The following is an 11660-nucleotide window of genomic DNA, read 5'->3' as shown; positions in this document are numbered from 1 at the left end:
GGTACCCACAATGCGCGGCCGGCCGGCCGGGGCACCCCCCTCCGACCCCGCGCCAGCGATCCTCAGAGTTCCGAAGCCGCCTTCTCTATGTCACCGGCGAACGTCGACACCTCGGTGTACACCCCGGGGAACTTGGGCCGCGCACACCCGTTGCCCCAGCTGACGATGCCCACCTGGACGTACTCCCCGGCCTCGTCCTTGCGGAACATCGGGCCACCGGAGTCACCCTGGCAGGTGTCCGTGCCGCCCTCCGCCAGCTTGCCGGCGCAGAGCTCCTCGCCGGGGGTGAGGTCGGCGCCGTACGCGGCCTCGCAGTCCGCGTCGCTGACGAACGGGACCTTCGCCTTGAGGAGGTAGCGCTGCTGCTCGCCACCCTCCTTGTCGGCACCCCACCCGGCGATGTCGAAGTCGCCGTTGTTGAGCTTGTCGTCCTTGGCGATCTTCAGCGTCGGCTGGTCGATCGGCTTCTCGAGCTTGATGAGCGCCCAGTCCTTGCCCTTGCCGTCGTAACCCGGCGCCTGCAGGACCTTCGTGGACTTCACGGTGATCGCGTCCGCGCTCTCCAGGTCCACGACGCCACCGGTGGCGGTGATGCTCGTGTTGTCGCCCGAACCGTCCACACAGTGGGCGGCGGTCAACACGATGTCCTGGGCGTACAGCGCACCGCCACAGCCCATCGACAGACGGACCATGAACGGGAATTCACCCTGCTCGGCGGGGGTTCCGCCGACCACGCGCTCACCCGGAGTGGGGCCGGGGTGCGGGGCCGCCGAGGCGGCGACGGGCTGGAGGCTGACGGCGGCGAGGGCGATGGCACCGAGGGTTGCGGCTCTCTTGATTCCACGCAGCTTGGTGTTCAACGGGCTTCCCTTCGTGGGGGGTTCGTGGGGGGTCGCACGCGTCCGCGGGCCCACTCCTCCCCCGTGGGAGCACGAGAATGGCATGAGCCCGCCAAAGCGTTGTTGCGGATTATGGAGATCGGTGTCCGCATAGAGCAAGGGGCGGTTTTCGGCCACACCCGCACGCATGGGCCGGTTCCGGATACGCGACGCGGCTTACAGTGGAACCGGGTCGAGGCGAGCCGAGACGTGTCGATGCGCCTCGACGCGGGCCGAGAGGAATGGAACCGTCTTCTGGGGGTGCGCACGTGACGGACGGCGGACCGGTGGTCCACGGATACCCCCACCTGGAGACGGTGCGCTCCGCGATCACCGCGCTCTACAAACGCCTGTCGTACGACACCGTCCACACCTTCGACACCAGCATCACCCCCGCCGACGTCGCCTTCTGCGACCAGGACGATCTGTATCCGGGCGTCCAGCGCGTGGCCCGCGAGATGGTCCGGCACCTGCGCCTGCCGGACGCCCGCGTGATCGTCGGCTTCCGCGAGATGGAACACGCGGCGAACGTCGAACTCACCGCGGGGCCCGAGTACTTCATCGAACTCAACGACCGGTTCCGTACGCACCGCAGGGACATCGGCGCGGCACTGGCCCACGAGGTCATGCACGTGTATCTGCACCGGCTCGATCTGGCGTTCCCCGGCACACGCGACAACGAGATCCTCACGGACACCGCCACCACCTACCTGGGCGCGGGATGGCTCCTTCTGGACGCCTATCGGGAGGACGGCGCCTCGTCGCAGAAGCTCGGCTATCTCACGCCGGAGGAGTTCGGGTACGTCCTCGCCAAGCGGGCCATCGCCTTCGGGGAGGCGCCGGAGACGTGGTTCACCAGCGCGCAGGCGTACACCGCCTATACGAAAGGGCTCACGCAGGCCCGGCGCGACGAGCAGCAGCCGCCGCTGACGGCGGCGGGCTGGGCGGGACGGCGGCGGTACGCGAAGGACCGGCGGTACGCGCAGGAGCGGGGCTCCGGTGGAGCGGTGGCTGGGGCCGGGCCCCGGGGTGACGGCGCGTACTCGTTCTCACCCGCACGCGGGGCCGAGCCTCTGCGGGTCTCGTTCCCCTGCCCCACCTGTCAGCAGCGGATCCGGCTGCCCGCCCGGGGGCGGATGCGGGCGCGGTGCACGTTGTGCCGGACGGTGCTGGAGTGCGACACGTAACGGTGCTGGGCGGCGGTGCGGGGTGATGCGGTGCGGGGCGTGTGGGTCCGCCCTGTTCCTAGCCCCAGTGCGAGGGGCGCGCCAGGGCCGGGGGCAGCTTCGTCCCCGCGTCGCCCTTCGCCGCGTTCACCTGCGACTGGGTCAGGAAGATGCTGCCGGTCAAGTCCGCTCCCCGCAGGTCCGCGTCCCGGAGGTCCGCGCCGATCAGATCGGCCTGGCGGAGGTCCGCGCCGCGGAGGTCGGCGGCGATGAGATAGGCGCCTCGGAGGGTGACGCCGCGGAGGTCGGCGCCCTTGAGGCGGGCGCCGAACAGGTCGGCCCCCCTGCGGTCCTTCTTCTTCTGGCGGATGCCGCCGCGTACGAGCTCACTGGTGCGCAGAAGGAGGACGTTGACGTCCTCACGGTGTGCGGCCACGTCCGTCGCGGCCACGGCGGCGGGGGCGCCCTGGGTGAGACTCTCGGTCTTGTCCAGCGCGGCGCGGAGCTCGGCCTCGATCGGGGCGGTCTGCGGCAGGGCGAGCGCCTCGGTCAAGTACCAGAGGAGTTCGTGGAGTTGGCGCATCACCGGAAAGACGTCGAACATCTGCCGGGCGGTGTCGGGGGCCTGGCGCCAGTCGGCGCCGCCGTAGGTGGACTGCGAGACCTTCTGCCCGGCGCCGAAGCAGTCGTAGACCGTGCAGCCCGAGAAGCCCTTCTGGCGCAGCTTCTGGTGGATGCCGCAGCGGAAGTCCTGCTGGAGGTTGGTGCAGGCGGTGCCCGCGGCCTTGTCCACGGGGAAGTCCGCGGACTTGGAGAAGGTGAGGGCGACGCAGCAGAGCCCGAAGCAACTGCCGCAGTCGGCCCGCAGATCCTGCCGGTCACCGTCGGCCATCGGCAGCGACTGCCGCGCGTGGGGCGGGGGCTGGGCCTGGGTCTGGGTCTGGGTCTGCTTCTCAGTCATCAGGGCCTCCCTAGGGCCTTGGCTGGGGCAGGCGCGGTCCGGTTGCGGGGCGGGGCCGTGCCGGTATGTCCGTCCTCGCCATCGTCCGGTGGCCGCTCTGCCACTTCGGCTGGGGAGTGCCGCGAACCGTGCTCCGGGCGGAAATACCGACACGTCCCCTCACGAGCGCTCCCGACTGCGGGATACCGGGTGGGTGGGCGGGAAAGCCCGTTCGTCCAGGGTCGGATGCGGGGCAATCGGGCGGGTGGGCGGGAAAGGCCTGTTCGTCCAGGGTCGGATGCGGGGTGAACGGGCGGGTGGGCGGGAAGGCCTGTTCGGCAGTGCTGCCGCCGGGGGGAGCGAGACGCTCAGCCCGCGGCGGCACGTGCCGCGCTAGGCCGCCCGGCGCCCCGCGCCCCCACTGGGACGACCGCCACCACGCCGAGCACGACCACCGCCGGCACCGGAACCGGAACCGGCCCCGCCCCCCGCAGCGGGCCTGCCGCCCTGCGACGACTGCCCCTGCGGGCGGGCCCGGCGCTGACCCTGGCCCTGACCCTGACCGCCACCGCCACCGGCGGGACGCCTGCGCCCACGCTGCGGCGAAGCCTGCTGCTGCTGGGGCACATCGATGACCACCGGCACCCCGGAGGGCTCCCGCGCACCGGTGATGCGCGAAAGCTCCTCGTCCGTGGACTTCACCCGCGCCGTCTTCGGGCTGATCTCCGCGTCGGACATCAGACGCGTCATCTCCCGCTTCTCGTCCGGCAGGACGAGCGTGACGACACTGCCGGACTCACCGGCGCGGGCCGTACGGCCACCGCGGTGCAGGTAGTCCTTGTGGTCCGTGGGCGGGTCGACGTTCACGACGAGGTCGAGGTCGTCGACGTGGATGCCGCGGGCCGCCACGTTGGTGGCGACAAGCGCGGTGACCTGCCCGGTCTTGAACTGGTCAAGGGTCCGGTTGCGCTGCGGCTGCGAACGCCCGCCGTGCAGCCCGGAAGCCCGTACACCGTTGGCGAGCAGCCGCTTGGTGAAGCGGTCCACCGCGCGCTTGGTGTCCAGGAACATGATCACGCGGCCCTCCCGGGCTGCGATGCGCAGGGCGACGGCCTTCTTGTCGGTCTCGTCGGCCACGTACAGAACGTGGTGTTCCATCGTCGTGACCGCGCCCGCGGACGGGTCGACCGAGTGCACGACGGGGTCCGTGAGGAACATCCGCACCAGGCGGTCGATGTTCTTGTCGAGCGTGGCGGAGAAGAGCATCGTCTGGCCGCCCTGCTCCACCTGCTTCAAAAGCGCGGTGACCTGCGGCATGAAGCCCATGTCGGCCATCTGGTCGGCCTCGTCGAGGACCGTCGTGCGCACCTGCGAGAGGTCGGCGTCGCCGCGCTCGATGAGGTCCTTGAGGCGGCCGGGGGTCGCCACCATGATCTCGGCGCCGCGGCGGAGCGTGCCCGCCTGCTTGCCGATGGAGAGGCCGCCGACCACGGTCGACATCCGGAGGTTCACGGACGTCGCGTACGGCGTGAGGGCGTCCGTCACCTGCTGCGCGAGCTCACGCGTGGGGACCAGGACCAGGGCGAGGGGGGAGCGCGGCTCGGCGCGGCGGCCCGCGGTGCGGGCGAGGAGCGCGAGGCCGAAGGCGAGGGTCTTGCCGGAGCCGGTGCGGCCACGGCCGAGGATGTCGCGGCCCGCGAGGGAGTTGGGGAGCGTGGCTGCCTGGATCGGGAAGGGCTCGGTCACGCCCTGTGCGGCCAGCGTCTTGAGCAGCGCCTCGGGCATGTCGAGGTCGGCGAACGCCTCGACGGAGGGCAGCGCGGGCGTGATGCTCTCGGGCAGCGCGAATTCACCGCCGACGGGCCGCGGCTTGGCGCGGCCGGGCTTCTTCGCGGCGCCCCTCGCCTGGCCGCCGCCGGCCACCGGGGCCTTTCCGCGTGCGTTCGTGGAGCGCCCGCGGGCAGGACGTGCGGGGCGATCGGAGCGATTCATACGGAAATGCCTTCCTGGGCCTGGTGACAGCACAAGCCGGGACCCGCACCTTTCCGGTGCGGGCCCCGGCTATGAGGTTCGCGTGCTACGACGATCAGGCGGGAACGATGTTCTCGGCCTGCAGGCCCTTCTGGCCCTGCGTGACGTCGAAGGAGACCTTCTGGCCCTCGAGGAGCTCACGGAAGCCCGAGGACGCGATGTTCGAGTAGTGGGCGAAGACGTCGGGGCCGCCGCCGTCCTGCTCGATGAAGCCGAAGCCCTTTTCAGCGTTGAACCACTTAACGGTGCCAGTTGCCATGTCAATCTCCTCAACAGGGGCAGAGTAAGGAAAACCACGGAATTGTGGATTCCAAGCGCTGCAATGACCCCCATCCCGGAGAGACCGGAAAAAAACAATAATGCGCCTTCGGAGCATTCCCGTCAGGCGCACATAAAGTTCATGGGTACCAAAACTGCGACGCACAAGCCTAACACGGACGAGGGACCGGATGTTTCCGGGCCCCTCGCGCCGCACGGGCCGGGGCGACATCCCCTTACTCCACTCGCCGCGCGGGCGCCTTGCACGACGCCCTCGCTGTAACGCATCGCCCGACATCCACTAGACGTCCCTTCCCTCTGCCGGGGCGCCCCGCTACCTTCCACCAAACAATCGCTTGGTTGATCGACGAGTGGCCATGGCGACCGCTACCGAGGAAGGCGGCCCAATGCGCATCACCCGTACACGTACGGCGGTCGGAGTCGCGCTCTGCACGCTCGCCCTGGGCACCCTGCCCGCCTGGGCGGCCCATGCCGAGCCCGCCGCCCCCGAGCGCGGCACGGCCCGGCACGCCCCGCACCACCCCTCCCGGCCGGCGTCCGACGGCGTACGCCGGATACCGCTCCAAGGCGCCGTGAACGTCAGGGACCTGGGCGGCTACCGCACGTACGACGGGGAGCGTGTCCGCTACGGCCAGGTCTTCCGCGCCGACGCCCTCGCGAAGCTCACCGACGCCGATGTCGCCACCCTCGCCGGACTCGGCCTGAAGAAGGTCGTCGACTTCCGGGTGCCGGCCGAGGTCCAGTACGACGGGCCCGACCGGCTGCCCGCCGGGCTCACCCCGACGTCCAGGGCCATCAGCGACAACGGCCTCTTCGCGACGCTGATGACCGTGATCGGCTCCAGGGACCCGGTCAAGCAGGAGGAGATGCTGGGCAACGGCAAGGCGGACGCCTTCATGCGCGACGTCTACCGCACCTTCGTCGCCGACGCCGGGAACCGCGCGCAGTTCGCGGCGACGCTGCGCGACATCGCCCACGGCGGCAAGGCGTCGCCGCTGCTCTACCACTGCACGGCGGGCAAGGACCGGACCGGCTGGACCAGCTATCTGCTGCTGCGCGCCGTCGGCGTCCCCGAGCACACCGCCGTGGGCGACTTCCTGGCGTCCAACACCTACCGGGCCGCGTACGACGCGAAGGTGCGGGAGGGCCTGAAGCAGAGCGGTCTGATGCAGAACCCGGATCTGCTGATCCCGCTCCAGGAGGTCCGCACCGGCTATCTGGACGCGGCATTGGACAAGGTGAAGGAGAAGTACGGGAGCCTGGGCGGCTATCTGCAGAAGGGACTCGGGCTTGACGCACGGACGATTCTCGCGCTCCGGCAGCGGATGGTCGGCTAGGGCGCGCGAGAGGCTGGAGGCGTGACGTGATCTCTTACGGTCTCGAAGGCAAGGCCGTCCTGATCACCGGGGCGGGTCGTGGGCAAGGGGCGGCCGAGGCGAGGCTGTTCGCGCAGGCCGGGGCGCGGGTCGTGGTCACGGACGTGCGCGAGGAGGAGGGGCGCGAGGTCGCCGAGTCCCTGGGCGAGCACGGTCTCTTCGTACGTCATGACGTCACGGACGCGGAGAGCTGGTCGTCGGCCGTGACGGCCGGGGTGGAGGCCTTCGGCCGTCTTGACGCGCTGGTGAACAACGCGGCGCTGTGGCGGACGGCGTCCGTGGAGAAGGAGACGTACGAGAACTTCGAGACCTTGCTCCGGGTCAATCTGCTCGGCCCGTTCCTGGGCATCCAGGCGGTGCTGCCCGCGTTGCGGGAAGCGGGCGGCGGGTCGATCGTGAACGTCTCGTCGACGGCGGGGCTCGTGGGGATACGGGGGCATGCGGCGTACGGCTCGACGAAGTTCGGGCTGCGGGGGCTGACGCGGTCCTCCGCGCTGGACCTCGCGGGGTACGGGGTGCGGGTCAACTCCGTCCACCCCGGGGCGATCGACACCCCGATGATCTCCTCGGCCTCCGCCGGGCGGGACTGGTCCCACCTGCCGCTGGGGCGGGTGGGACGGCCCGAGGAGGTCGGGGAGCTGATTCTCTTCCTCGCGTCGGAGGCGTCGTCGTACATCACCGGGGCGGAGTTCGCGGTGGACGGGGGGTCCACGGCGGGGTGAAGGGGAAAGCCCCGCGGGGACCGCCCCTACCCCGCCTGCTCCTGGAACGCCGGCAACTCGAAGATCCGCGTCTTGGCCTCGTCGTCCATCAACTCGACCAGCGGCATGACCAGCTCCCACAGGTCCTGTTTGTCGACCTCCAGGGCAAGCGCGTCGAGGTCGGGCGCGGGCAACGCCCCTGCGGCGTCGGCGACGACCTTGCGGGACTCCTCCGGCAGCAAGGAGACCAGCGGCAGGAATTCCGCCCACAGGCCCGTCACCACCACCGCCCGCACGACCCCACCGAGCACCCCCGCGTCCCGCAGGGACGGCAGCACCGCGACGGCCCGCCGCTCCTCATCGCCGAGGAGCGCGACCAGCGGCAGCAGCGACTCCCACAGGTCCTGCTCGCCCACCGTCACGACCAGCGAATCCAGCTGCTCCGGCGGCTGCGCGGCGGCGAGGGAAGCGATCCGCCCCCGCTGCTCCCCCGTCACCATCCCGGCCACGGCCAGCGCCTCCGGCCACAGCCCCTCCCCCGCAGCCGATCCGATGACCGACGCGAGCCGCTCCGCGCCCATCAGTTCGATGATCTGGCCGAGGCGTTCGGGCACGTCGATCGTGAAGCCGGTCCGCAGGACGGCCGCGTCGTCCACCTGCGGCAGGATCCGGCGGAGCGAGGCGTCCTGGAGGTAGCCGACGAAACGGCCCATCGTCAGGTAGTCGCCGCGCTCGGCGAGCGCCACCGCGATCCGCACCACCAGGCCCTCGTCGAGCCGGTCGACGATGCCTTTGATCCTGCGCGGGTCGAGATGCCCGCACGACTCCGCGGTGAACGGCACCGGCAGCTTCTCGATGATGTCCGCGGCCCGGGTGGGTTCCAGGCGCCCCGCGACCCCCGCGGCGAGCCGCGGGCCGAGCGCCTTCTGCGATATCGCGGCGGCGACCCCGGCCGGCACCAGCTTCGTCGCGGACGCGATCCGGTCCAGCATCTCCGGCGTACGGTCGAAGAGCGCCGCGACGCAACTCTCGCGGAAGCGGCGTACGTCCTCGACGGGAAGCGTCCGCAGGAATCCGAGCTCTTGCGGCTCCACGTCGAGGAGACGCGCGATCTTCAGGGTCTCCGCCCTGCTCCGCAGCTTGTCCATGGCCTGTCCCTCCTGTCGCGATCCCTGGCCTAGCGGAACAGAATCCGGCGTACGGGGCCCCGCGCCAGCGCGGGAACCAGTTTCAGTGCCTCCTCGGCGGCCTCGTTCAGGCCCGACGCGCGGCTCTCGCGTTCCCGCTTCAGCGCGTCGGTCAGCAGAGTCAGCTGTTCGGGCGCCAACTGCCCGAAGGATTCCGGTGGTTCGTCCCGCAGCTCCTTGCTCAGCTGCTCCCGCGCTTCGGTACTCATAGGGCCTCCCTGACCGGCGACCGGTACGGATCGGTCCTGAGAGTGGTGCGAAATTGACTATTAGTCAATAGTGGTGGATGCGGAAGGCGCGCTACCGCAAAACCGCACGTACTCTTGTGCGAATGAAACGCGCAGGCCTCCTCTTTCTCGCCGTCGCCCCGGTCGCCACGGTCGCCGTCTACCTGCTGGGCGGGGACTCGGACAGCGATGCCTCCGACGGCGGCCGCAAGGCGCCCGGCACCCAGCGGCCCTACGACGAGGACAAGTCGGCGGCCGAGATCAAGGCCGACGACGAGCTGATCGCGGACCTGCCCCCGGGCCTCGCGGCGCCCGCCAAGAAGGACCTCGCGCAGCAGCTGATCGCCAGCGCGGAGAACTCCACGCTGAACTGGCGCGGGCAGTACGGCTACATCGAGGACATCGACGACGGGCACGGCTACACCGCCGGGATCATCGGCTTCTGCACCGGTACGCACGACCTGCTGACCCTCGTCGAGCGGTACACGAAGGACCACCCGGACAACGGCCTGGCCCGCTATCTGCCCGCCCTGCGCAAGGTCGACGGCAGCGACTCGCACGAGGGTCTGGACCCCGGCTTCACCAAGGCCTGGAAGGCGGAGGCCGACGAGCCCGCGTTCCGCAAGGCCCAGAACGGCGCGCGCGACCGCAACTACTTCGACCCCGCCGTCCGCCTCGCCAAGCTCGACGGGCTCGGCACGCTGGGGCAGTTCATCTACTACGACGCGATGGTCCTGCACGGCCCCGGCACCGGACCGCGCGGCTTCTACGGCCTGCGCGAGGCGGCGCTGAAGGAGGCGGACACGCCCTCGCAGGGCGGCAAGGAGAAGGCGTACCTCGACATCTTCCTGGACATCCGCCGTACGGCGATGAAGTCCGAGAAGGCGCACCGCGACACGACGCGCGTGGACACGGCGCAGCGGCAGTTCCTCTACGACGGCAATCTGGCCCTGAAGACGCCGCTGACCTGGAAGGTGTACGGGGAGACGTTCAGGGTTCCGTAAACGGCCCGCCCTGAACGCCCCCCGGGGGTCAGCCCTTGACCGCTCCGGCCGCCAGGCCCGAGCCGAGCTTCCGGTGCACGATCACGAAGAAGATCATCACCGGCACGGTGATCAGCGTGGAGCTGGCCATGACCGGGCCCCAGGCCGTGGAGTTCTCACCGAAGAACTGGTAAATGCCCACGGCCGCCGTGTACTTGTCGCTGCCCTTCATGAAGGTGTACGCGAAGACGAACTCGTTCCACGCCGTGATGAAGGCGAAGATCGAGGTGGCGACGAGTCCGGGCGCCACCAGCGGAAGCAGCACCGAGCGGAACATCCGGAACCAGGACGCCCCGTCGATGTACGCCGCCTCCTCGACCTCCTTGGGCACGGTCTGGACGAAGCCGCGCAGGGTCCAGATCGCGAAGGGGAGCGAGAGCGCGATGTACACGATCGTCAGGCCGAGCAGCGAGTTGAGCATCTCGTAGTCCCGCATCTGGATGAAGAGCGGGATGACGAGCGCCTCCAGGGGCACCATCTGCACGATCAGGACCATGATCAGTACGGAGGTGCGGAAGCGGAACTTGAAGCGGGCCACCGCGATCGCCGCGAAGAGCGAGAGCACTCCGGCGACCAGGATCGTGCCGAAGCCGACGAGCGCCGAGTTCAGCAGGTAGGTGCCGAAGTTGCCCTTCTCGAACACGTAGGTGAAGTGCTCGAAGCTGATGCCGCTGGGCAGCACGTCCGCACCGCGCGTGACCGCCTTCGGGTCGAGCGCCGTGGAGATCATCCAGTACACGGGGAAGAGCGCGAAGAGCAGCAGCGCGGCGACCGCGAGAGGCAGCCCGACGCGTGCGGCGAGTGTGGCGCGACGGACGCTCACAGGTCCTCCTCCCCCTGCCGGAACAACGTACGGATGTAGATGATCGTGATGGCCAGGAGCAGCAGGGTGAGCAGGACCGCCGCCGCCGCGCCCGTGCCGTAGTCGTTCTTGGCGAAGGCCTGGATGTACGAGAAGACGCCCAGGTTGTAGACCTCTTCGTTGGCTCCGTCGCCGCCCGGCATCAGATAGATCTGGGTGAAGACCTTGAAGTCCCAGATGGTGGAGAGGATGGTCACGACGAGGAAGACGGGCAGAATCGTCGGCACCGTGATCTTCCAGAACCGCTGCCAGGCGTTGGCGCCGTCCAGCTCCCCCGCTTCGTAGAGCTCCTTGGGGATCGTCATCAGGCCCGCGAGGACGGTGATGGCGACGAACGGGAAGCCGTGGTGGACGACGTTCAGGGTCGCGATCGCGTAGAACGGGCCGCGCTCGGTGAACCAGTTGGTGGTCTCCGGGTCGATGAGCCCCATGGAGCCCGCGATCTGGCTGACCATGCCGTCCTGCGGCTGGAAGAGCCAGATCCAGACGTACGTCCCGGTGACGGCGGGCATCGCCCAGGCCCCGAGGATCGCGATGGAGCAGATGAGCCGCCATGCCGGGCCCAGGCGGTTGAGCAGCAGCGCGACGAGCGTGCCGAGCGCGACGGTGAGGCCGACACAGGCGATCGCGAAGAACGCCGTGTTGGGCAGGACCGTCTTCCACAGGAGCTCGCTGCCGAGCAGGTCGGTGTAGTGGTCGAATCCGGTGTACGTGCCCACTCCGCCGCCGAACTTGACGACGTAGTCCTGCAGCGAGAGCTTCCCGACCTGGATCAGCGGCCAGAGCAGCAGGCCCGCGAGGACCAGGAGGGACGGTGCCAGGAGCAGCCACGGCCGGGCGAGGCCGACCAGCTTCTTCTTGCGTAGGGCCGCTTCGTGTTCCGGGCGGGGGGCGGCGGGGCGGCGGGCCGTGGCGTCTTCCTTCGGTCCGCCGCCGACGAGCGTGTCTTTCACAGCGTCGACTCGCCTTC

At 69.9% G+C, this 11660-nt stretch carries 12 protein-coding genes; 4 read left to right on the top strand and 8 right to left on the bottom strand.

From position 1 onward, the window contains the following. Positions 1 to 62 precede the first annotated feature (62 nt). The gene (locus tag ACFUPX_RS27330; RefSeq protein ID WP_383328011.1) at positions 63 to 860 is read right to left on the bottom strand and encodes a S1 family peptidase; all 798 of its coding nucleotides are present in this window, start codon (positions 858 to 860) and stop codon (positions 63 to 65) included. Positions 861 to 1147: 287 nt separating this feature from the next. Here ACFUPX_RS27330 and ACFUPX_RS27325 point away from each other — a divergent pair, with 287 nt between their 5' ends. Beyond that, positions 1148 to 2065, top strand: coding sequence for a hypothetical protein (locus ACFUPX_RS27325; protein ID WP_383328008.1), 918 nt, complete (start codon positions 1148 to 1150; stop codon positions 2063 to 2065). A gap of 58 nt (positions 2066 to 2123) precedes the next feature. On the opposite strand, the gene ACFUPX_RS27320 is transcribed toward ACFUPX_RS27325, so the two are convergent. The 3 genes from ACFUPX_RS27320 to ACFUPX_RS27310 form a co-directional block, all read right to left on the bottom strand. Beyond that, the gene (locus ACFUPX_RS27320; RefSeq protein WP_383328030.1) at positions 2124 to 2936 is read right to left on the bottom strand and encodes a pentapeptide repeat-containing protein; all 813 of its coding nucleotides are present in this window, start codon (positions 2934 to 2936) and stop codon (positions 2124 to 2126) included. A gap of 441 nt (positions 2937 to 3377) precedes the next feature. Then, positions 3378 to 4976 carry a DEAD/DEAH box helicase gene (locus tag ACFUPX_RS27315; RefSeq protein ID WP_383328006.1) on the bottom strand — a complete coding sequence of 533 codons (1599 nt, stop codon included), beginning with the start codon at positions 4974 to 4976 and terminating at the stop codon, positions 3378 to 3380. A 94-nt stretch (positions 4977 to 5070) separates the two neighbouring features. Beyond that, the gene (locus ACFUPX_RS27310; protein WP_160504463.1) at positions 5071 to 5274 is read right to left on the bottom strand and encodes a cold-shock protein; all 204 of its coding nucleotides are present in this window, start codon (positions 5272 to 5274) and stop codon (positions 5071 to 5073) included. 406 nt (positions 5275 to 5680) lie between these two features. Between ACFUPX_RS27310 and ACFUPX_RS27305 the strand changes: the two genes are divergently transcribed. Together ACFUPX_RS27305 and ACFUPX_RS27300 are read left to right on the top strand one after the other, a co-directional pair. Beyond that, positions 5681 to 6631 carry a tyrosine-protein phosphatase gene (locus ACFUPX_RS27305; protein WP_383328002.1) on the top strand — a complete coding sequence of 317 codons (951 nt, stop codon included), beginning with the start codon at positions 5681 to 5683 and terminating at the stop codon, positions 6629 to 6631. A gap of 29 nt (positions 6632 to 6660) precedes the next feature. Beyond that, entirely contained in the window at positions 6661 to 7392 is a 732-nt protein-coding gene (locus ACFUPX_RS27300; protein ID WP_383328026.1) for an SDR family NAD(P)-dependent oxidoreductase, read from the top strand. A 26-nt stretch (positions 7393 to 7418) separates the two neighbouring features. Here the strand turns inward: ACFUPX_RS27300 and ACFUPX_RS27295 are convergent, their stop codons facing one another. Together ACFUPX_RS27295 and ACFUPX_RS27290 are read right to left on the bottom strand one after the other, a co-directional pair. Continuing rightward, positions 7419 to 8519: a hypothetical protein gene (locus ACFUPX_RS27295; RefSeq protein WP_383327999.1), complete on the bottom strand. Its 1101-nt coding sequence runs from the start codon at positions 8517 to 8519 to the stop codon at positions 7419 to 7421. Positions 8520 to 8548: 29 nt separating this feature from the next. After that, positions 8549 to 8767, bottom strand: a complete 219-nt coding sequence (locus tag ACFUPX_RS27290; RefSeq protein WP_383327996.1) for a hypothetical protein — start codon at positions 8765 to 8767, stop codon at positions 8549 to 8551. A 122-nt stretch (positions 8768 to 8889) separates the two neighbouring features. Here ACFUPX_RS27290 and ACFUPX_RS27285 point away from each other — a divergent pair, with 122 nt between their 5' ends. After that, complete coding sequence (locus ACFUPX_RS27285; protein ID WP_383327993.1) at positions 8890 to 9789, top strand: chitosanase; 900 nt, start codon at positions 8890 to 8892, stop codon at positions 9787 to 9789. A 28-nt stretch (positions 9790 to 9817) separates the two neighbouring features. Here ACFUPX_RS27285 and ACFUPX_RS27280 read toward each other — a convergent pair whose 3' ends face one another. Together ACFUPX_RS27280 and ACFUPX_RS27275 are read right to left on the bottom strand one after the other, a co-directional pair. Continuing rightward, positions 9818 to 10651 carry a carbohydrate ABC transporter permease gene (locus ACFUPX_RS27280; protein WP_383327990.1) on the bottom strand — a complete coding sequence of 278 codons (834 nt, stop codon included), beginning with the start codon at positions 10649 to 10651 and terminating at the stop codon, positions 9818 to 9820. Then, the gene (locus ACFUPX_RS27275; protein WP_383327987.1) at positions 10648 to 11643 is read right to left on the bottom strand and encodes a carbohydrate ABC transporter permease; all 996 of its coding nucleotides are present in this window, start codon (positions 11641 to 11643) and stop codon (positions 10648 to 10650) included. The genes ACFUPX_RS27280 and ACFUPX_RS27275 overlap by 4 nt, the downstream gene beginning before the upstream one ends. Positions 11644 to 11660: the final 17 nt, after the last annotated feature.

Source organism: Streptomyces sp. NPDC057302 (genome assembly GCF_042667685.1).
Taxonomy (GTDB): domain Bacteria; phylum Actinomycetota; class Actinomycetes; order Streptomycetales; family Streptomycetaceae; genus Streptomyces.
This window is presented reverse-complemented; position numbering and strand designations above follow the sequence as displayed.

What these genes read in the sequence shown, in the direction of transcription:
- ACFUPX_RS27320 (WP_383328030.1), bottom strand. Translation starts at nt 2,936, where the DNA reads ATGGCCGACGGTGACCGGCAGGATCTGCGGGCCGACTGCGGCAGTTGC.
- ACFUPX_RS27315 (WP_383328006.1), bottom strand. Translation starts at nt 4,976, where the DNA reads ATGAATCGCTCCGATCGCCCCGCACGTCCTGCCCGCGGGCGCTCCACG.
- ACFUPX_RS27310 (WP_160504463.1), bottom strand. Translation starts at nt 5,274, where the DNA reads ATGGCAACTGGCACCGTTAAGTGGTTCAACGCTGAAAAGGGCTTCGGC.
- ACFUPX_RS27305 (WP_383328002.1), top strand. Translation starts at nt 5,681, where the DNA reads ATGCGCATCACCCGTACACGTACGGCGGTCGGAGTCGCGCTCTGCACG.
- ACFUPX_RS27295 (WP_383327999.1), bottom strand. Translation starts at nt 8,519, where the DNA reads ATGGACAAGCTGCGGAGCAGGGCGGAGACCCTGAAGATCGCGCGTCTC.
- ACFUPX_RS27290 (WP_383327996.1), bottom strand. Translation starts at nt 8,767, where the DNA reads ATGAGTACCGAAGCGCGGGAGCAGCTGAGCAAGGAGCTGCGGGACGAA.
- ACFUPX_RS27285 (WP_383327993.1), top strand. Translation starts at nt 8,890, where the DNA reads ATGAAACGCGCAGGCCTCCTCTTTCTCGCCGTCGCCCCGGTCGCCACG.